The 20,603-nt window shown below is 67.1% G+C and carries 17 protein-coding genes; 8 read left to right on the top strand and 9 right to left on the bottom strand.

Features of this window, described 5'->3' with window-relative positions; genetic code table 11:
* Positions 1 to 44: 44 nt before the first annotated feature.
* Entirely contained in the window at positions 45 to 434 is a 390-nt protein-coding gene (locus AC5FRV_RS02765; RefSeq protein ID WP_493559590.1) for a pyridoxamine 5'-phosphate oxidase family protein, read from the bottom strand.
* Positions 435 to 625: 191 nt separating this feature from the next.
* On the opposite strand from AC5FRV_RS02765, the gene AC5FRV_RS02760 reads away from it, so the two are divergent.
* A complete protein-coding gene (locus AC5FRV_RS02760) occupies positions 626 to 1,282 on the top strand; it encodes a polysaccharide deacetylase family protein (protein ID WP_493559589.1) in 657 nt (218 codons plus the stop codon).
* A gap of 80 nt (positions 1,283 to 1,362) precedes the next feature.
* The gene (locus AC5FRV_RS02755; protein WP_493559588.1) at positions 1,363 to 3,009 is read left to right on the top strand and encodes a sensor histidine kinase; all 1,647 of its coding nucleotides are present in this window, start codon (positions 1,363 to 1,365) and stop codon (positions 3,007 to 3,009) included.
* 68 nt (positions 3,010 to 3,077) lie between these two features.
* Here the strand turns inward: AC5FRV_RS02755 and AC5FRV_RS02750 are convergent, their stop codons facing one another.
* Both AC5FRV_RS02750 and AC5FRV_RS02745 read right to left on the bottom strand, forming a co-directional pair.
* On the bottom strand, positions 3,078 to 4,415 hold the full coding sequence (locus AC5FRV_RS02750; protein ID WP_493559587.1) for a DEAD/DEAH box helicase family protein: 1,338 nt from the start codon (positions 4,413 to 4,415) through the stop codon (positions 3,078 to 3,080).
* 25 nt (positions 4,416 to 4,440) lie between these two features.
* Entirely contained in the window at positions 4,441 to 6,201 is a 1,761-nt protein-coding gene (locus AC5FRV_RS02745) for a YndJ family protein (RefSeq protein ID WP_493559586.1), read from the bottom strand.
* A 240-nt stretch (positions 6,202 to 6,441) separates the two neighbouring features.
* Between AC5FRV_RS02745 and AC5FRV_RS02740 the strand changes: the two genes are divergently transcribed.
* Positions 6,442 to 7,161, top strand: a complete 720-nt coding sequence (locus AC5FRV_RS02740) for a nucleotide exchange factor GrpE (RefSeq protein ID WP_493559585.1) — start codon at positions 6,442 to 6,444, stop codon at positions 7,159 to 7,161.
* A 445-nt stretch (positions 7,162 to 7,606) separates the two neighbouring features.
* Here AC5FRV_RS02740 and AC5FRV_RS02735 read toward each other — a convergent pair whose 3' ends face one another.
* A complete protein-coding gene (locus AC5FRV_RS02735) occupies positions 7,607 to 8,290 on the bottom strand; it encodes an RraA family protein (RefSeq protein WP_493559584.1) in 684 nt (227 codons plus the stop codon).
* A gap of 149 nt (positions 8,291 to 8,439) precedes the next feature.
* Between AC5FRV_RS02735 and AC5FRV_RS02730 the strand changes: the two genes are divergently transcribed.
* From AC5FRV_RS02730 to AC5FRV_RS02715, 4 genes are all read left to right on the top strand, one after another.
* Complete coding sequence (locus AC5FRV_RS02730; protein WP_493559583.1) at positions 8,440 to 9,192, top strand: endonuclease/exonuclease/phosphatase family protein; 753 nt, start codon at positions 8,440 to 8,442, stop codon at positions 9,190 to 9,192.
* Between the two features lie 153 nt (positions 9,193 to 9,345).
* On the top strand, positions 9,346 to 11,259 hold the full coding sequence (dnaK, locus tag AC5FRV_RS02725; protein WP_493559582.1) for a molecular chaperone DnaK: 1,914 nt from the start codon (positions 9,346 to 9,348) through the stop codon (positions 11,257 to 11,259).
* Positions 11,260 to 11,861: 602 nt separating this feature from the next.
* Positions 11,862 to 12,290, top strand: coding sequence for a universal stress protein (locus tag AC5FRV_RS02720; protein ID WP_493559581.1), 429 nt, complete (start codon positions 11,862 to 11,864; stop codon positions 12,288 to 12,290).
* A 97-nt stretch (positions 12,291 to 12,387) separates the two neighbouring features.
* Positions 12,388 to 13,194: an aldo/keto reductase gene (locus AC5FRV_RS02715; protein ID WP_493559580.1), complete on the top strand. Its 807-nt coding sequence runs from the start codon at positions 12,388 to 12,390 to the stop codon at positions 13,192 to 13,194.
* A gap of 10 nt (positions 13,195 to 13,204) precedes the next feature.
* Here AC5FRV_RS02715 and AC5FRV_RS02710 read toward each other — a convergent pair whose 3' ends face one another.
* The 3 genes from AC5FRV_RS02710 to AC5FRV_RS02700 all read right to left on the bottom strand — a co-directional run bounded on the left by AC5FRV_RS02710 (position 13,205) and on the right by AC5FRV_RS02700 (position 17,662).
* Positions 13,205 to 14,944, bottom strand: coding sequence for a Rieske (2Fe-2S) protein (locus tag AC5FRV_RS02710; RefSeq protein ID WP_493559579.1), 1,740 nt, complete (start codon positions 14,942 to 14,944; stop codon positions 13,205 to 13,207).
* A gap of 86 nt (positions 14,945 to 15,030) precedes the next feature.
* Positions 15,031 to 15,585: a hypothetical protein gene (locus AC5FRV_RS02705; RefSeq protein ID WP_493559578.1), complete on the bottom strand. Its 555-nt coding sequence runs from the start codon at positions 15,583 to 15,585 to the stop codon at positions 15,031 to 15,033.
* A 166-nt stretch (positions 15,586 to 15,751) separates the two neighbouring features.
* Positions 15,752 to 17,662 (bottom strand): outer membrane protein assembly factor BamB family protein, encoded by a 1,911-nt coding sequence (locus AC5FRV_RS02700; RefSeq protein WP_493559577.1) that lies wholly within the window; start codon positions 17,660 to 17,662, stop codon positions 15,752 to 15,754.
* Between the two features lie 285 nt (positions 17,663 to 17,947).
* On the opposite strand from AC5FRV_RS02700, the gene dnaJ reads away from it, so the two are divergent.
* Positions 17,948 to 19,087 carry a molecular chaperone DnaJ gene (gene dnaJ / locus AC5FRV_RS02695; protein ID WP_493559576.1) on the top strand — a complete coding sequence of 380 codons (1,140 nt, stop codon included), beginning with the start codon at positions 17,948 to 17,950 and terminating at the stop codon, positions 19,085 to 19,087.
* Here dnaJ and AC5FRV_RS02690 read toward each other — a convergent pair whose 3' ends face one another.
* Complete coding sequence (locus AC5FRV_RS02690) at positions 19,088 to 19,393, bottom strand: MazG nucleotide pyrophosphohydrolase domain-containing protein (protein WP_493559575.1); 306 nt, start codon at positions 19,391 to 19,393, stop codon at positions 19,088 to 19,090.
* Positions 19,394 to 19,492: 99 nt separating this feature from the next.
* Positions 19,493 to 20,545, bottom strand: coding sequence for an NAD(P)-dependent alcohol dehydrogenase (locus AC5FRV_RS02685; protein ID WP_493559574.1), 1,053 nt, complete (start codon positions 20,543 to 20,545; stop codon positions 19,493 to 19,495).
* Between the last annotated feature and the right edge of the window lie 58 nt (positions 20,546 to 20,603).

The following is a 20,603-nucleotide window of genomic DNA, read 5'->3' as shown; positions in this document are numbered from 1 at the left end:
ACTCGGCGGTTCCGACGGCTGGCCGCCACGAATCCAGGCCGGTATCAGTATCGCTGGAGGTCCGCGGACCCGACGTCGATGCGCACCAGTGTATTCTCCGACCAGTCGTCGGGTTCGGCGCCGTACTTCTCGTTGATCCGCCGGTTCGCCGCGCGGTTCGCCGCCTCGTCCTCGACGACCGTCGCCGTCCCGCGGAGCGTGACCGCCCACTCCGGATGGCCGTCTGTGTCGTGCTGGACGGAGAGCGCGACGCGGGAGTTCTCGCGGACGTTCGCCAGCTTTCGCCCGGTCGTCACGACCTCCACGGTCCCGTCCTCGTAGCGGTACCACACCGGGGCGACGTGCGGTCTGTCGTCGGTCGACGTCGCCAGGTGTGCGACGACGCGGTCACCCGTCAGTAACGCCTCGACCGCCGGCGGCACTCCGGATTCCATGTGTCCCGGTACCTCGACGAGCGGGAAAAGCGTCCACTCGATGTGGTTGCCAGGAGGAGACCAGGGATATCCAGATGGCCCTCGACTGTCTCCGTCGGATGGAGATGCACCGGCTGTCACCTGGCGAACGAACGTAACCACCAGCGGGGGCGGCCATAGTTTGATAGCGTTCGGGGAGAGACGTCCACGGGATGACGACGTCGTATCTCACCGTCGACGACGCGCCGACCGAGACCTTGCCCGAGAAACTCGCCATCCTCGAGGACCACGACGTTCCCGCGCTGTTCTTCTGCGAGGGGCGTCGCCTGGCCGAGTACCCCGACCACGCGCGCCAGGCCGTCGAGGCCGGGTACCACATCGGCAATCACGCCTATTCGCACCAGCACGCCTCGGAACTCTCGGTCGACGACGTCCGGGAAGAGGTCGCGGAGACCGAAGCGCTCGTCGAGGACGTGTACGCCGACGCCGGGGTGACTCGCCCCGCCCGGCTGTTCCGGTTTCCCTACGGAGACAAGGGCGGCGAGCGTGCAGATCGCTTCCAGGAGGTGCTCGAAGCCGAGGAGTTCACGCCGCCGGACCCCTCACGGATCGAGTACGACTGGGACGGCGAGAACCGGGACGGCGACCGCGACTGGTACTGGACGGTCAGCGTCGAGGACTGGGAAGCCGATTCACGGGCCGAACTCCGCGACCACGTGGCTGCGGTCGACGACCGGTTCGACCAGCCGGGGGACGACGTCGTCCTCTTCCACGACGGCGGGAACACGCCCGCGCTGTTCGAAGCGTTCCTCGAACTGCTCGCCGAGCGGGACGTCGAGTTCGGGGACCCCCTCGACCTGGTGAACTGACAGCGTCCATCCTCCAGGCAGGCCCCTTCGTCCGCCCTGCAACGCTAGGTTGATACGAACCGTCCGCCTCAGATCGATCAATGGCCGCCTGGTACCGCGTTCTCTCCCTGGTCGGTGGCCGACGCGCCATCCTCGCCCTCGGTGGACTGTACGTCGCGCTGGCGGTCTGGTGGACGGTCGTTTCGGCGGGCGAAGCCGTCTCTATCGGCGAGTTCATCGTCTTCGCGTTGATAGCCGGCCCCGGCCTCGTCGTCCTGTACACCGGGTACCGGTTGCCGCACTTCGACATCCGCGACGAGTTCCAACCGACCGTCGCGGGCTGGAGTCTCGGCGGACTGGTTCTGATGCTCGGCCTCCTCGGATTCTACAGTCTCCAGCCCGGCGAGAGCGTAGACGGCCTGGGGAGCGTACTGATCCTGACCGCGCTCGCGAGCGTCGCGGGGCTCGCGGCCGGAATCCACAACGGCCAGTCCAGAACACGGGCCCACGAACTCGAGGTAACGGTCGACGAACTGGCGACGGCGAACGAACGACTCGAACGCCACCGGCGGTACACGGACGACGTGCTCGACGCCATCGACGACGTGTTCTACGTCCTCGACGAGTCGGGGAACCTCAGGCGCTGGAACGAGAGTCTGCGGGAAGTGACCGGCTACGCGCCCGACGAGATAGCGTCGATGCACGCGACGGACTTCTTCGGCGAGGACGACCAGGACGAGATCCAAGCCGCGGTCCGGACAGCCTTCGAGACGGGTTCCGTCGAGGTCCAGCTCGACTTCCGCACCAGCGACGGCGAACGGATCCCCTTCGAGTTCGCCGCTACCACGCTCGAGGACCCCTGGAGCGAGACGGTCATCGCGGGAATCGGGCGCGACGTCACCGAACGGGTCGACCGCGAGCGACGCCTCGAAGAACTGGTGGACAAACTCGAGGAGTCCAACGAACGCCTCGAACAGTTCGCCTACGCCGCCTCGCACGACCTCCAGGAACCCCTGCGGATGGTGTCGAGCTACCTCCGGTTGATCGACCGGCGCTACGCTGACGAATTCGACGCGGACGGCGAGGAGTTCATCGAGTTCGCCGTCGACGGTGCCGACCGCATGCGGGCGATGATCGAGGGACTACTGGAGTACTCCCGGGTCGAGACGCGGGGCGACCCCTTCGATCCGGTAGACCTCGACGAGGTCCTCGCGGACGTCCGTGCGGACCTGCAGGTGCGAATCGCAGAGAGCGGCGCGGAGATCACGGCAGCGGAGTTACCACGAGTCCGGGGCGACCGAGGGCAGTTACGCCAGCTGTTCCAGAACCTGCTGGACAACGCCATCGAGTACAGCGGCGAGGAACCGCCCCGGATCGACGTCTCCGTCGAGCGAGACGGCGCGGAGTACGTCTTCTCGGTCCGTGACGAGGGGATCGGAATTCCGGGAACGGACAGCGAGCGCGTCTTCGAAGTGTTCCAGCGACTCCACGCGCCCGACGACCACTCGGGAACCGGAATCGGGCTGGCGCTGTGTGAACGGATCGTCGAGCGCCACGGCGTCCAGCCGAACGCAGCGAGGCCGGGCTCGAGAGACGACCGGAGTGAGTCAATCGGCGTCGACGCGAAGGAAGCGAGCGTGGGCTCGACGGACGAGCAGAGCGAGTCCGTCGGCGGCGACATCTGGGTCGACTCCGAGCCGGGAGCGGGATCGACGTTCAGGTTCACCCTGCCGAGAAACGGCGGCTGAGCGGTCTGCTAACCCGTATCTCTCCGCGGTCCGTTTCGACGGTGAGCTTCGTGACGCCCGTCGCCAGGCTACCGACGTCGCGCCGCGACGTTCTCTTCGGCCGTCTCCTCGCTCACGAGTTCGTAGAGGACCGCCCTCCCATCGTCCGCTTTCGGTCGGAGAACGCGGCCGAGGCGCTGGGTGAACTCGCGCTCTGAACCGCTGCCCGACAGCACGACGGCGACGTTCGCGTCGGGCACGTCGACGCCCTCGTCGAGGACGTTCGCCGTGACGACTCGGGAGTACGACCCGTCGCGGAACTTCTCGAGTATCTCACGCCGTTCGCTGGTCCCCGTTTCGTTCGTTATGGCGGGGATCAGGAATCGCTCGGAGAGGCGATACACGAGGTCGGTGTGGGCGGTAAAGACGATGATACGGTCGTCCGAGTGCCGGTCCAGGATGTCAGCGAGCGTCTCGACCTTTCGGTCGGCGTTCATCATCACCTCGCGCGCGCGTTGTTTGGCGAGCAGCGCCGCTCTCGCCTCGGGGTCGCTCCCGGAGCGCTTGACCAGTTCCTGGTAGTCGCTCCCCGAGCGCATCCGGATGCCGGACCTGGCGAGGTAGTCGGTGAACGTCGACTGGTGGTCCTCGTACACTTCGCGCTCCTCGTCCGTGAGTGAAACTTCGACCCGCTTGACGTCGTAGTCGGCGAGGTGCTCGCCGGCCAGGTCGTCGACGGAGAGGCGGTGGACGACCGGTCCGATCAGGTCGGCGACCACCTCGTGGGCGTCGTCCGGTCGCTCGAACGTGGCCGTCAGTCCGAGACGGGCCGGCGCGGCGAGCAACCGGGCGACGTCGCGGTACCCCTCGCCGCCGAGGTGGTGGACCTCGTCGAAGACGACGAGACCGAACCGGTTGCCCAGTTCGTCGGCCCGGAGGTACGCCGAGTCGTACGTGGACACGGTGACGTCTTCGACGCGCTGCTCGCCGCCGCCGAGTCGGCCGATGGGGCGGTCGAACTCCGTCGCCAGTTCCCGTTGCCACTGGTCGAGCAGGTCTACCGTCGGGACGACCACCAGCGTCGGCGTGTCCAGGGCCTCCATGGCCGCGATGCCGATGACCGTCTTGCCGCTGCCGGTTGGGAGTTCCAGCACTCCACGTTCGTTGGCCTCCCGCCAGGCATCGAGCGCAGTCTGCTGGTACGCCCGGAGCTCGTAGCTGGATTCGAGGGAGAGAGTGGGGAAGTCGAGTACCGCGTCGTCGACAGAAACGTCGCGCTCGGCGAGGGCGTCACGGAGGGCCGCGTACCGGTAGGCGGGCGCCCGCGCTGTCTTCGAGCGGTCGTCCCGCTCGACACCGGGCAACCCCTCGGGGACGTCACCAGCGAGCCGGATCGTTCCCTCCTCGTAGGTGAGCGCGAGCGACACGGACTGTTCTCAGAGACCGCGGCGCTTAACCGCTGTGCTCGGACGCCAGTTCGACGTCGTAGTCCAGGGTGACGACGCGGTGGCCGAGCAGCCGTATCTCGTGGACGGCGGTGACGGCCCCGGTGCTGTCCCCAGGTTCGGAGGCATCCGGTTCGATGACGAGCGTCTCGTCCAGCGGGAGCCTGATTCCGAACCCCCGGACGACGAGGGAGAGGCCAGCGTCGTCTGCGTTGCCGGGTACGGCGTACGAGGTGAGTCGGAGCCCCCCGTCGTCCGAGCCGGAGTTCTCAGCCCGGAGTAGGCCGGTGAGGTTGGCGCCCGGGAGCGGGAACGTCGCCCGGAGGTAGGCCGTGCCGTCGGCGACGTACCGACCGTACGTGGCGACGTAGGTCATTCGGTCGTCGCCGTCCGTCGCGTGCGCGTTCGACCGTATCCAGGCCCGCGAGCCGGCGTGGTCGTCCGGGCCGTCGACGCCGGCGACCGTTCCCCTGAGCGCCGCCTCCGAGGTTACGGCCGAGAGTGGCAAGGTGAGCTGTTCCATCCGCGTGGCGAAGAGGCGGTAGACCGGGACGAGCGACCCCCACGGACGATTCCAGTCCGGTTCGACAGAGAGCAGGTACTCCCCCGAGTGTTCGTAGAAGCGCCGGACCGACGGCGCCACTTCGTCAGGGTCGAACCCGTCCCAGGCGTAGTCGTCGACACTCGCCATCATTCCCGACGCGGCGTCTTCGGTCGCGTACCCCCGCCGGTCGAGGAAGTCGCGCCCTATCCGCCGACCGCCCGCGAGTCGACTGAACGGGATGCCGGGCGCGCGAGCGGTCGATTCCGGTGGCGAGAGTCGCCAGCCGACGAGCGTGAGCAACGCGAACGCGAACGCGTTGAGCTGACCGTGGTAGCGGACCATCGGCGTGAACGCCTGCGCGTGGATGCCGAAGTACGTCCCGCCGGTCCACCGGGCCAGGCCGTAGCAGACGGCGAATCCCATCGACGCCGTCACCGCCAGCGACGCCGTTCCGACGAACAGTTGCTGGAGTCGGGATTCGCGACCGGGAAGCACGTCGACGAGGACGGCGATGGAGAACAGCGCGACGGCGGTCGTGAAGAAGGCGACCGACGTGAACTCGACGGGGCCCGCGAACGGGATCTGGAGCGCCGCGGCCGTGATCCCGGTCGCGATGATTCCCGGCCCGACGGCGATAATCCCGGTCGTCACTCGCCGGGTACGTCCGAGGTGGTCCCCGGCCGCCGCCCGGCCCGCGAGCCCCGCCACGACGGGGAGAGCGAATCCCGCGTAGTGGAAGTGGACCGCGGTGAGCGTGATCAGGATCGGTTCGAAGAACAGCGAGATGGCCGCGCGGTCGAACAGCAGGGCACCGCCCCCGACGGCGACGTAGACCAGGCCAGCGTCGAGCGTCAGTTCCGAGAGCGGCCACGGGCCGCGCTGGAGCAGTCGCCACAGGCCGAATCCGGCCACCAGCGCGGTCAGGACGAGCCAGGGGACTGCGAGGAGCGTCGCGGTGGTTCCCCGAGTGACCGCGAGGGACGCAACGCCAGAAATCGCCGCGGCTGGCTGGAACGCGACGGCTATCTGGTACCAACGCGCGCGCGACCCGTCCCGCCGCGGCGCATCGGCGAGTCCGACGCCGAGGGGGACGAGCACGAGCATCGCGAACGCGAGTATCGCGTCGATCTGGCCCAGGGCGTCGGTGACGGCGAGGCCCGCCCACGCGACGCCCCCGGCGACCGGGCTCGCGTCGGAAACACGTCTCAACCAGTCGCGAGTCACGATTGCGCGTCGATTTCGAGCGTGGCCACTTATAGTGCCGGTTGTGAGCCCATACCGGCGTCCGGTCGAACTGCGTGAGGCCGGGCTCGATAGACGAACGAAGTGAGTATATCGGCGTTCGAGTCGAACAAATCCGATCACCGAGTTCCGTCTCGCATCCTGGGCAGTCCCCCGACCGCCGACGTGCCGACCGAGGCGGATTTCTGAATTCTTTTATCCGCTCGTGCCCCTGTCCCGTGTATGAGCGAACAGGACGAGTCAGGCGGCGGCGACGCGACTGTCGAGGGGGAGTCGGCGGGCGCCGGAGACGGGACCGAGGCGAGTCGGGCAGACGGCGAAGCCGGGCCGGCCGACGAGGTGGCGAACGGGGACGCCGCGTCCGGCGCCGTCGAGGATTCCGACGCGGTCCACGGCGACGTCGACGAGTCGCTCGTCGAGCGCGTCCGGGAGTCCGATCCGGCGGACGTCGCCCACGAACTCGCCTCGCTGCGGACCCGCATCGACGGACTCGAAGGGGAGCTCGAGGCCAAGGAGTCCGAGAACGAGGACCTCACGGAGAAGCTCAAGCGCAAGCAAGCGGACTTCCAGAACTACAAGAAGCGCATGGAGAAGCGCCGCGAAGACGAACAGCAGCGCGCCACCGAGGACCTGGTGACCCGGCTGCTCGACGTGCGCGACAACCTCAAGCGCGCGCTCGATCAGGACGAGGGGACCGACATCCGGGGCGGCGTCGAGTCGACCCTGCGGCAGTTCGACGACGAACTGGATCAGGAGAACGTCGAGGTCGTCGAACCCGAACCCGGCGAGGACGTCGACCCCCACCGACACGAGGTGCTGGTCCGCGTCGACTCAGACCAGCCCGAGGGGACCATCGCCGAAGTTCACCGGCCCGGCTACGTCATGGCCGACTCGGTGCTGCGTGAGGCACAGGTCACCGTCAGCGACGGCAGCGGGGAGTAACAGCGGCGGTTCGACGTCGGTTGTCGTCTCGGGCTCTATCGAAATCCGCTTCTTCAGGTATCTGGTCGTCCGAAACAGCCAGTCGACAGGTGTGCGAACTGACCAGCAGCCTGAAGTATCGATACATTGTTACTGGTCGCTCCAAATCCACGTTCCATGCCCTCCGAGACAACGGCGCTGCTACGTTCACTCCGACGCTGGATGTTGCTAGGTACGTTCCTGCTTGGAGTCGGAGTGGTTGCTATTGCGAATATGGGCTACGTCCTCACGAATCATCAGGACGCGGGACTTTGGGTCTATGCGGGCGCTGCTGGTGGGTTCGTTTCGCTTGCTGCTTGCATCCAATTTGTCCGGACGTTTCTTCCTGGCTCGGCGGACAACCGTCCCGCGGCAGAGTGACCGGCTCCGACGCAATACGTGGTGAGGACTGCGACAAAGCGTCGTCTCACAGCGTCCCGTACCGGTCCCAGACCTCGTAGACGCTGTCCCCGTCGCGGATGTCCGACCGGACCTTGTTCTCGGTCTCCAGCTCTTCTTCACCCTGTTCGATGACGTCGTCGACGATATCGGGGTCGAGGACGACGATGGACTCGTAGTCGGCGAAGATGACGTCGCCCGGAGAGATGGTCACGCCGTGGATTTCGACGGGGACGTCCCACTCCCGGAAGCTGACGCGGCCGAAGGACTCGATGGAGCTGTGGCCGTCGGACCACACCGGGAACGCGTGTTCCTCGATGAGGCGGGAATCCCGCGTCGGCCCGTCGATGAGCGCGCCGGTCGCGCCGTTCTCCTGGACGATGCTGCTCAGGAGTTCGCCCCAGAGGCCGACTTCGGTGTCCTTCGGCGCGGCCATCACGACGAAGTCGCCCTCCTCGACGGCCTCCAGGTACTGGAAGAAGTCGATGTCCTCGGCGGCCACGTCCTCCTCGTCGTCCTCGCCCTCGTCGTATCCAATCTCCACGCGCTGGGCGGGGTGGGCCGTTCCGACGGTCGGCTCGCGCGACCAGACCGGGCGGATGCGTGTGCCAGGGATGACGTTGTCGCGGATCCCCATCTCGTCGGTGACGTCGTTCACCAGTGCGCTGTGGAGGCGTTCGAGGCGCTCGCGCTGGTCGGCTGTGATCGTCATTGCTCCCGTAAGTCAAGCCAGAGGTGCCACATAAAGGTGGGTCCGGCCAACGACCACTGGGGCAGTCGTCGCCGGCAGGCACGGCGAAAGGTGCCTCGTCGGCGGCAGTCGGCGCAAGAGGAATACGCGACGCGGCCGTACTGTGAGCCGTGACCATCTCGGCCCTCACCTTCAACGTCCTCTACGAGGGGCTGGAAGACGTCGCCGTCGAGTGGCCGGACCGGGTCGCCGACGTCGCCGGATTGATCAGGTACCACGAACCGACCCTCGTCGGCCTCCAGGAGTGCTGGCTCGGCCAGACCGACGACATGCGCGAGTCGTTGCCGGAGTACGAGTGGTTCGGCGAGGACCGCGACATCGGCGAACACACACCTATCGGGGTCCATCGCGACCGGGCGACCATCGTCGATACCGAGACGTTCTGGCTGGCGCCCGACCGGACCGACCGCCGTCCAGCCTGGGACGCGACGCTCCCGCGCCTGGCGACGCACGTCACCGTCGACGTGGAATCGACCGGCGAAACGATCGACCACTACAACGTCCACCTCGACGTCGACGGCGAGCGTGCCCGCTCCGAGGGCGCGAAGATACTCCGGGAACGATTCGCCGACCACGACGGGCCGGTGATCCTCACCGGCGACTGCAACTGCCGACCGGGCTCTCGGGCCTACGAGATACTCGCGGACGCTCTCGACGACGTACGCGAGCACGTCGAGCGACCGTACGGCCCTTACGAGACGTACCACGGCTACGACCGCGAGAAGGGCAAGCGGATCGACTACGTCTTCGCGAACGGGTCGCTGTCGGCGACGACGCACGCCGTCCTCACCGACCGCGCGGCCAACTGGCGGTCCCCCTCCGATCACTGGCCGGTCATCGCCCGGTTCGAGCCCCCTGCGTGAACCCGAGAACGGTTGGTTTGCGGGGCTGTATATACCCACCGGTCACACAGGTCAGAGAATCGCCAAACCGCACGGAGGCGACCCCCTCCGGCTCGTTCGCGTTCGTCGCGTCTAGCAACTTTTAACCGGCACAACTGGATATAGGCAGACAAGATGGCGAGCAACAAGATTCTCGGAATCGACCTCGGGACCACGAACAGCGCGTTCGCGGTCATGGAGGGGGGCGACCCCGAGATTATCGTCAACAGCGAGGGTGACCGCACGACCGCGTCCGTCGTCGCGTTCGACGACGGGGAGCGCCTCGTCGGCAAGCCCGCGAAGAACCAGGCCGTCAAGAACCCCGACCAGACGATCCAGTCCATCAAGCGGCACATGGGCGAGGACGACTACTCGGTCGAACTGGAGGGCGAGGAGTACACGCCAGAGCAGGTCTCGGCGATGATCCTCCAGAAGATCAAACACGACGCCGAGGAGTACCTCGGCGACGACGTCGAGAAGGCCGTCATCACGGTACCGGCGTACTTCAACGACCGGCAGCGTCAGGCCACGAAGGACGCCGGCGAGATCGCCGGCTTCGAGGTCGAGCGGATCGTCAACGAGCCGACCGCGGCCGCGATGGCCTACGGCCTCGACGACGACTCCGACCAGACCGTCCTCGTGTACGACCTCGGTGGCGGCACGTTCGACGTCTCCATCCTCGACCTGGGCGGCGGCGTCTACGAGGTCGTCGCGACCAACGGGGACAACGACCTCGGTGGCGACGACTGGGACGAGGCCCTCATCGACTACCTCGCCGACGAGTTCGCGGAGGAACACGGCATCGACCTCCGCGACGACCGCCAGGCCCTCCAGCGTCTGAAGGACGCCGCCGAAGAGGCGAAGATCGAACTCTCCTCCCGCAAGGAGACCCGCGTCAACCTCCCGTTCATCGCGACGACTGACGACGGTCCGCTCGACCTGGAGACGAAGGTCACGCGCGCGACCTTCGAGTCCATCACCGAGGACCTCACGGAGCGCACCGTCGGTCCGACGGAGCAGGCCCTCGACGACGCCGGCTACGACAAGGGCGACATCGACGAGGTCATCCTGGTCGGTGGCTCGACGCGGATGCCCCAGGTCCAGGACCAGGTCGAGGACCTCACTGGCCAGGAGCCGAAGAAGAACGTCAACCCCGACGAGGCCGTCGCGCTCGGCGCGGCCATCCAGGGCGGCGTCCTCTCCGGTGACGTCGACGACATCGTCCTGCTCGACGTCACCCCGCTCTCGCTCGGCGTCGAGGTCAAGGGTGGCCTCTTCGAGCGCCTCATCGAGAAGAACACCACGATTCCCACGGAAGAGTCCAAGATATTCACCACCGCCGCCGCGAACCAGACGCAGGTCCAGATCCGCGTCTTCCAGGGCGAACGAGAGATCGCCGCGGAGAACGAACTGCTCGGCGAGTTCGCACTGAGCGGCATCCCGCCGGCGCCCGCCGGCACCCCCCAGATCGAGGTGTCGTTCAACATCGACGAGAACGGCATCGTCAACGTCTCCGCCGAGGACAAGGGCTCCGGGAACTCCGAGGAGATTACCATCGAGGGCGGCGCCGGCCTCTCCGACGAACAGATCGAGGAGATGCAGGAAGAGGCCGAACAGCACGCCGAAGAGGACGAGGAACGCCGCGAGCGCATCGAGGCCCGCAACGAGGCCGAGGCCTCCATCCGCCGCGCGGAGACTCTCATCGAGGAGAACGAGGAGAACGTCGACGACGACCTCATCGCCGACATCGAGGACGCCATCGACGAGGTCCAGGAGACCCTCGAAGACGAGGACGCCGACACAGAGGACTACGAGGAGGTCACCGAGGCCCTCACCGAACAGCTCCAGGAGATCGGCAAGCAGATGTACCAGGAGCAGGCCGCCGAAGGCGCCGCAGGCGCTGCGGGCGGAGCGGCCGGTGCCGGCGGCATGGGCGGCATGGGCGGCGCAGGTCCCGGCGGTGCCGCGGCCGGTGGGGCTGCCGGCCAGGGCGAGGAGTACGTCGACGCAGACTTCGAAGACGTCCAAGAAGACGACGAAGACGAGTGAAACGAGTCTGAGGAGTCTTCTTGGGCTCGGAAGACGAGCGGAGCGAAGTCTTCCGGTGTCTGCGCGAACGCCGTGAGCGCAGGCTCGTCGGGCGGCGAAGCCGTCCGACGATGTCTGAAAAAGCGAGCGAAGCGAGTCTTTTTCAGGAAAGCGACGAAGACGAGGACTGAACGGACGACTCCGAGTCGTCGGCTCGGAAGACGAGCGGAGCGAAGTCTTCCGGTGTCTGCGCGAACGCCGTGAGCGCAGGCTCGTCGGGCGGCGAAGCCATCCGACGATGTCTGAAAAAGCGAGCGAAGCGAGTCTTTTTCAGGAAAGCGACGAAGACGAGGACTGAACGGACGACTCCGAGTCTTCTTGGGCTCGGAAGACGAGCGGAGCGAAGTCTTCCGGTGTCTGCGCGAACGCCGTGAGCGCAGGCTCGTCGGGCGGCGAAGCCGTCCGACGATGTCTGAAAAAGCGAGCGAAGCGAGTCTTTTTCAGGAAAGCGACGAGGACGAGTCCGAGTCGTCGGCTCGTCTGCTCACCGGGAGTTCGCCCCAGTCGGCAGTCCTGGGCCGACCGGGGAGGGACTTAGGTGGCTGCCCGACCTTTCTGCAGACGTGCTCTCAGACATCCTCGTTCCGATGGACGACTCCGACCACGCGGAGGAGGCGCTGAAGTACGCACTCGACAATCATCCCGACGCGAACGTGACGGTCTTGCACGTCGTCGGGGTTCCCTCGATGATGATGGGCGAGGCGATGGCGCTCGCCCTGGAAGACGACGTCGACGAGGCGAGTGCCGAACGCGCCGACCCGGTGTTCGAACGCGCCCGTGAGATAGCCGACGAGCGCGGGCAGGCGGTGGACACCGTCGTCGACTCGGGCCACCCGGCCCGGAATATCGTGGAGCGTGCCGAAGAGTACGACGCGATAGTGATCGGTGCACACGGCGAGGACTGGCAGCGCGCGGCCCACCGGTTTCTCGTCGGAAACGTCGCAGAGACCGTCTCGAACCGGTCGCCGGTCCCCGTCACCATCGTCCGCTGATGGCGGTCCGTGGCACGCGCCGGTCGCATCGGGGGACGCCCCCGGACGCGGGAAGTGAACAACAACACCCATTGTTCTCCGAATGGACCCCGTACGTATGACGCAGTTACCACCGGTCGGCATCGGGACCTGGGAGAACACCGACCCCGACGCGTGCACGAACGCTGTCGAGACGGCCCTCGAGATGGGGTATCGGCACGTCGACACGGCAGAGGCATACGGCAACGAGGAGCACGTTGGCGAGGGGATCGCGCGGGCGAGCGTCGACCGCGAGGACGTCTTCCTCGCGACGAAGGTCCACTACGAGTCGACGGGGGTTGCGTACGACGAGGTCGTCGAGACGGCGCACGGGAGTCTCGACCGCCTGGGCGTGGAGTACCTCGACCTGCTGTACGTCCACTGGCCGCTGGGGAATTACGACCCCGAGGACACGCTGTCGGCCTTCGACGACCTGGTGGCGGCGGGGGTCACCCGAAACGTCGGCGTCTCGAACTTCGAGCCCCGGCAGGTCGAGACGGCCATCGACGTCCTGGACGAACCGCTGTTCGCGAACCAGGTCGAGATGCACCCGCTGCTCCAGCAGGACGACCTGGTGAACCACGCACAGGAGCACGACTACTATCTGGTGGCGTACTCACCCCTGGCTCGCGGCGACGTGTTCGACGTTCCAGAAATCCAGGACGTCGCTGCCAAACACGGCGTCAGCGAAGCCCAGGTCAGCCTCGCGTGGCTCCGCGAGAAGGAGAACGTCGTCGCCATTCCCAAGGCGACGACAGAGGACCACATCGCCGACAACTGGGCAAGTCTGGACCTCTCGCTCGACGAGGAAGACCTGACGGCGATCAACGGCATCGAACGTGAGGACAGACACGTCGAGTACGACGACGCCCCCTGGAATCAGTAGTTTCCGCGTGCTACGACTCGCCGTGGATCGACTCGCCCCGGTGGAGCCGTCTGGCGATGGTAAACGTCTGTTCTCGCTCGCGGCGAGTCGGGGAGTGCGCAGACAGGTACCGCGCCGTCGCCACCAGCGGTAGCCGACGGTCGCGCTCTGCATCCGCGGCGTCGAACTGCCGAAAAGCCGCCTCGACGTTCTGGAGCGTGTGAAAGCCCGCGTCCTCGCGCAAGAGTCCCTCGCCGAGCGTCTGTTTCAGATCGGCCGCGTCGCCACCGGCCTCGAAGTGATCGTTGACGAGCCGTGCGGCCTCCTCGACCCGCCCCTGTTCGTCGAACGTCGCGAGCAACTGTTCGCGAATGGCATCGGGTTCGGCGTCTGACGCACCGTCGCCGACGTCGGGAATCGGTGCGGCGGGCTGGTTGAGGAATCGGTCGAGGTACACCGCCATCGCGCCGTCGAGGCAGGCCCGGTACACCTCGACGGCGTCGGTCCGCCGGGAGATCTGGGAGACGGCGTTAGCGTAGGTGAACGTGTGGTGGACCGTGTCCCAGTCTGAAAACTCGTTACTCGTGGCGAACTGGGCGACCCGGCGCGTCGCCGCGAGCGCGACTGCCCGGGAGAGCTGTTCGCTCGTCGCGCCGTCCCGAATCGCGTCCTGGAGTGCGTCGACGATGGCCTCCGGGTCGTCGTCGAGGAGCACGTCGACGAAGTCGTCGGGGCGCTCCCAGGAGGCGCCCTCGCCCGCGGCGACGAGGTCGTCGAGCGACTCGAACGCGTCGAAGCAGAGTGCAGCGACGTCCACCGGCTGTCGCCAGGCCGACGTCTCCTCGGCCCGGTTCGCGTCGGTGATCTGGGGAACGACCGACGCCAGCACGTCCTCGGCGTGGTCCCAGCCGAGGTGGTCCAGCGTCTCGAAGGCCTTGTTGACGAAGTCGAGCGTGTGGCCGGCGTTCACGTACAGGTGGTCCGTCACTGCAGCGACGACGATTTCGGCGACCTCCTCGGGCGGGAGGATATTCGCCGCGGTCCTGATGCAGCGCTCGGCGCCGTCCTCGTCCCGGACCTCGCAGGTCTCCCGGAACCAGGACTTCAGGCGCTCTTTCGACAGGCCCGCGTTGCCGAGTTCGTACTGGGCGAATCGCGGTGGCTCGCCGGCGCAGTCGTCCGCGACGGAACCGATGCCGACGTACAGCGCCCGCAGTTTCTCGTCGTGGGCGACGTCGTCGTAGAGGTTCGCCATCGCCCCGAGGGTGGTCAGCCCGCGGCCCCAGCCGGAGGACCGGTACTTCGTCCCGAAGGTGACGGCCGTCTCCAGCGGTGTCCCGAACCCCTCACCAAGCGAATCCAGATTGATGACGCTCTTGGCGACGACGAGGCCGAGGTTCTCGCCCATGCCGTCGACGAGTCGATTGCGCCAGCGCGTTGCCGGCGGGACGTCCGGTTCGGGGTCCGGGTCGAGGTACACCTCGCCGTCGCGGACCTCCGTGGGGAACGTCTGGACGTCGTCGGCCCAGACGTCGAACGTGTCGCCGCAGGCCAGTTCGAAGCGGGCGTGATGCCAGTGACACGTCAGGAGCCCGTCGTCGACGGTCCCCTTCGAGAGGGGAAATCCCATGTGAGGACAGCGGTTGTCGACGGCGTACACCTCGCCCTCGTGGTGGAACAGTGCGACCGCGTGCCCGCCCGCCGAGACGACGTCGCGCCCCGCCTCGCGCAACTCGTCTGCGTCGGCGACGGGAACGTACTCCGTTGCCATATGTTCACAGACGGCGAGGACGTCAAAGAGTGTTCCCTGAACGACGATTTAGTAAGAAACCTGTCACCCAGAGCAGCGTCGACCGCTCACGACCCGGTCGACACCGTCACCGTGTCGAGCGTCGTCGTCACCTCGCCGGGCGCACCGAGCGGTCGGCCCCGCCAGACCACGGCGGCGGTGTCGCCGTCGTCCAGTTCGAACCCGACCGTGGCGTCCCCGTCGAAGGCGTTGCCGTCGTCGTCGCTGTCGACCGAGGGGTCGTCGACAGCGATACTGTCGCCGGATTCGACGGGGTAGGCCGCGACGGCGTCGCCGCCGTCTGCGGCCCAGGTCACGTTCTGCGCGCTCTCGCCGTCGGCGTCGGTGACGACCACGACGAGTGACGACGTCGGGCCGTCCTCGATGGCGTCACCGCCGGCGTGCTGGAGGGTCAGCGTCCCGGTCGCTTCGTCGTAGGATCCGGAGAACGTCGCGTCGGGCGGTGACGCGGCGATCAGCCCGGGCTGGAGCACGATCGCGACGGCGAACCCGGCGGCGAGGAGGACCAGAAACCAGGCGGCCACGCGCTCGGCGCCGACTGCACCACGTACGTCGTCGGAGAGACTCGCCCGCATCACGTCGACCTGACTCGCGGCTGGCACGTAAAGCCTCGTTGTTCGGCCGCTGACCGCCGGGCGCCGGACGCGACGACCGAACGTTCGACTGTCGGGGCAGACCAGTCGTTCCAGTCGGACCCGCTCATAGTGGTGGTTGTAACTTTTTACCGGCGTCCGGCCGGACGCCGGTACGGGCTTACAACCACTACTATCAGGCGTCGTCGGCCATCGTCGAGACGGTCACCGACGCAGTGTCGGTCGCCCCCTGCGTGTCGACGACGCGCAGCGACGCCGTCAGCGTCTCCTCCCTGCACTCTTCGCCGAGAACGACCGTCTCGGCGTCGCCGTGTTTCTCGAACTCGCCGTCACCGTCGAGGTCCCACTCGTAGCGCTCGACGCCGGCCTCGGCTTCCGATGGCTCGGCACTGAACGTCACCTCGTCCATCAGAGCGAGGTCCCTGCTCTCGGCGTCGGCGGGCTCGGTCTCGATGCGCGCAGTCGGTCCCGCGCACTCGGCGATGTCGACGGTGACCGTGTCCCGCACGGTCCGGTCGTCGGGGCCTTCCCCAACGACTGCGACCTCGTACGTGCCGGGTTCGTCGTACGTGTGCCGGACGAGTTCGCCGGCAGTTTCGGTCATCGGCTCGGAAGCCCCGGACTCGCCGTCGCCCGTGTCGAAGTCCATCTTCCAGGTGTAGTCGTCCTGGCCGAAGTCGTTCGTCGAACCGGGCCCGGAGGCTTCCCGGATGAACGTGATCTGACTTCCGACACAGTAGGACTGGTCCGGTCCAGTGCGGAGTTCGACCTCGGGTTCCGGCGGTTTGGACGACCCTGACGATCCATCCCCTTCGGTGATCGCGTAGAGGCCGGAGTCCGCGTTCCACACACCGACGAACGCCGTGCCGCCCGCGACAGTAGGCGGGCTGTGGCCGTCGCTGAATCCCCCGTCCGGGGCCTGACCCAGTTGCTCGCCGGTCTCGGCGTCGAAGGCGAAGACGCCGCCGATGAACGTTCCCACGTACAGCGAATCCTCCGTCGCCACGAGGTCGGTTCGGCCCCCCGGGTCGCGTTCGGTTTCCCAGACGGTCTGCCACTGCCGTTCGCCAGTTCCGGCGTCCAGGGCCACGAAGGCGCCCCCGTCTCGCAACGCGTAGACCGTTCCGTCCTGAACGACGGGAGAGTCGACGTCCGACTCCGACCACTGCACGTCGCCGGTCGCCGCGTCGAGCGCGAAGAGGTCCCCGACGTCGACGTAGACCGATCCGTCGGACACTGCGGGGGCGGAAGCACTGCCCGATTGCGCTGCGGGGAACTCGGTCACCCACTGCCGGTCACCGGTCTCGGTGTCGAGCGCGAACCCTACCGACCGGGAGTCGCCGTCGTCGGGGTTCACGCGTGCGGTTCCGTAAACGGTCCCGTCGGCCACTGCTGGGGCCGCGTACGCCGACCAGTCTACCGTATCGCTCGCAGGGTCGAAGCGCCACTGCTCTGTCCCGTCCGCGGCGTCGAAGGTGGTGATCACGTTGTCGTCGGTCGCAGTGTACACCGTCCCGTTCGCCGCTCGCACCGACCCACGGACGACCATCTCACTCCGCCACAGCTCCGTGCCGTCTTCTGCGTCTAGCGCCAGCAAGGGGCCGTCGCCGACGAACACCCGCCCGTCCGCGACCGCCGGCGTCGACTCGTTCCGGTGCCCGTGTTCGGGGTCCATTTCGCCGGAGCCGGCCTCGATCGTCCAGATCTCCGATCCGTCCGTCGCGTCGATTGCGTGGACGCGCGAGGTATAGCCGATGTCGGTCTTCAGCGACGTTACGTACAACGTGCCGTCGACCAGCGCCGGGGCGCTTTCGATCCCCCACGCATCGACGTCCGTGTAGCTCCACTCGACCTGGAGGTCAGTCCGGGGACCGCTCGTCGGGGCAGCGCCGGTGTTCGCCGCGCCGGCCCCGTCCTGGGACCACGGCGCGGCCTGTGAAAAGCCGTCGCTGCCGGACTGTCCGTCCGCATCGGTCTGGGCGGCGACTCGTTCGAGCGCTCCCGATTGGACTCCAGTCGCGGCGGTCGCGCTGCCGGCTGCGGCTGTCAGGGCTCTCAGATACGCTCGCCTGCTAAAGTCGACCATACGGAGCGGGATAGCGCGTCCCCCGGCATTACTATCTGACAGCTAAGCGACGAGTGGAGACTCGTCGTTCAGACGACGCCCACGCGCGCCGTTTCTCGTGAGAACACGGGACGAAACGGACGGAGGGTACCGTTGTTCGTCCCCGTCCCACAGTTAATACGCCGTTATTAGCAGCCGACCAGTTGCCGCGGCACGTCGTTGGACGGCGTGTTCGAACCTGGACGTATCCCACCGGTCGCGACCCGTTCTTTTGAAGTGTTTCAACGAATTACAGTGGGACAACGAATGAGCGAGGACTTCTACGAGGTGCTGGGGGTTTCACGCGACGCCAGCGAAGACGAGATCAAGGACGCGTACCGAAAGAAGGCACAGCAGTACCACCCGGACGTCTCCGACGAGGAGAACGCCGAGGAGAAGTTCAAGAAGGTCCAGAAGGCCAAGGAGGTCCTCACCGACGAGGAGAAGCGTCAGATGTACGACCAGGTCGGCCACGAGCGCTTCGAGCAGGCAGAGAAACACGGCGGCGTCGGCGGCGGTGGCGGCCGCCGTGGCGGCGACCCGTTCGGCGGCGCCAGCGGCATGGGTGGCATGCAGGACATCTTCGACCAGTTCTTCGGCGGCGGCGGTCGCGGCCGGAGCGGCCCCCAGCAGGGCCAGGACCTGCGGACGACGCTGACCATCGACCTCGAAGACGCCTACGACGGCGTCGAGCAGGAACTGACCGTCCGGCGACCCGAGACCTGTTCCGACTGCGACGGGCGGGGCCACCCGGCGGACGCCGACTCGCGGACCTGCCCGCAGTGTAACGGCCAGGGCCAGCAGACCCGCGTCCAGCAGACGCCCATGGGCCGCGTCCAGCAGACCCAGACCTGTCGCCGCTGCGAGGGCGAGGGGACGCTGTACGACGAGACGTGTTCGACCTGCCGCGGCGAGGGGACCGTCCGCAACGAAGCGACCCTCTCCGTCGAGATCCCCGCCGGCATCCGCGACGGCCAGACGCTCCGGATGGACGGCGAGGGCGCGCCGGGCGACCGCGGCGCGCGCAACGGCGACCTCCTCATCGAGGTCAGCGTCCGCGACCACCCCGACTTCGAGCGCGACGGCGACGACCTGCGCCACAACCACGCCGTCTCCTTCCCGCAGGCCGTCTTCGGCGACACCGTCGAAGTGCCGACCCTCGACGGCAAGGCGGAGTTCGACGTCCCCGCCGGCACCCAGAGCGGCGAGGTGTTCCGCCTCGGCGGCAAGGGGATGCCCCACCTCCGCCGGCGCGGCCACGGCGACCTCTACGTCCAGGTCCAGGTCGTTACGCCCGAGAGCCTGAACGAGGAACAGCGAGATGCCCTCGAAGCCTTCGCCGAGGCCGGCGGCGAGGAAGTCGAGGTCGAAGAGGGCTTCTTCGAGAAGATCAAGAACTCGCTGTAATCACTCGCCACTTCCAGCCGTTCCGCTCGTCTCCAGCCGCTTTTCGTACTTCTCTATCGCACTCGCCAGCGCGTCCTCGGCGTCGACGTCGGCCCGGTCACACAGCGCCAGCAAGGAGAACACTGCGTCGCCGAGTTCGTCCGCCGATAGCTCGACGTCGGTCGGTTCGTCGCCGTAACCAGTCGACTCGTTGGCCTCCTTCGCCAGCTCTCCGAGTTCCGACGTCAGGTCGAGCAGTCGGTACGCGACCGGTGCGTCGAGGTCGTGTTCGGCTACGAACGCGGAAACGCGGTCCTGTGCGTTCATAGAGGCTCAACCAGCGCCGTCCGTTTTTGCGTTGCGGACCGCGGGGGACGCACGCGACGGCCCCGTCCCTTCGAAATGCGACCGCTCCCAGCACACGGATTACTCGAAGTGGATCAGCGGCTTGATCATCCCGTCTTCCTTCGTGTCCATCATGTCGAAGGCGGTCTCTATCTCCTCGAAGTCGAACTCGTGGGTCGTCATCTTCGTGGGGTCGACGCGGTCGGTCTCGATCAGCCGAAGCATTCTACTGATCCGCAGGCGGCCACCGGGACAGAGGTCGGTGACGATGTCCTTCTCCGCCATACCGACGCCCCACTCGACCCGCGGAATGTGGCGGAATTCGCCCTCGCCGTGGTAGCCGACGTTCGATATCGTTCCGCCGGGTTTCGTGACCTCGATGCAGTCCTGGAGCGTCTCGTCGGCCCCGAGCGCCTCGATTGCGGCGTCGACGCCCTCACCGTCGGTGTGGTCCATGATCGCCTCGACGGGGTCGACGTCTGCGAAGTCGACGACGTGGTCGGCGCCGTACTCCCGGGCGAGTTCCTTGCGGTTGTCCATCGTCTCGACGGCGATGATCTCACCGGCGCCCTGGAGCACGGCCCCCTTCGTCGCCATCAGTCCAACGGGCCCCTGGGCGAAGACGGCGACCGTTCCGCCCATGGGGATGGCCGCGTTCTCCGCGCCGGCGAACCCGGTCGAGAGCATGTCCGCGACGTAGGTCGCCTCGTGGTCGGTGACGCCGTCGGGGATGTGTGCCATGTTCCCGTCGGCGTCGTTGACGTGAGCGTACTCGGCGAACGTCCCGTCCTTGACGTTGGCGAACTTCCAGCCGCCCAGCGCCTCGTTCGACTGGGAGGGATGTCCGTCCTGGGCCGCGAGCGAGTTCCAGTCCGGCGTGATGGCGCCGACGGCGACGCGGTCCCCCGCCTCGAATTCCGAGACCTCGTCCCCGACTTCGTCGACGACGCCGACGATTTCGTGACCGAGCGTCAGGTCCTCCCGTTCGCCGATCGCCCCGTGGACCGTGTGGCAATCGGACGTACAGATCAGCCCCTTCGTCGGTTTGACGATGGCGTCGTTCGGTCCAGGTGTCGGACGGTCTTTCTCCACGATACCAGTCTCGCCGATCGAACGCATGACGAATGCTTGCATAGCACAGACAGGTCGTGGATTCGACCCCTGGTGTCAAAAGTGTAACAGATTTCGGTGA

The organism is Halomicrobium sp. HArcel3, from assembly GCF_058933135.1.
This window is presented reverse-complemented; position numbering and strand designations above follow the sequence as displayed.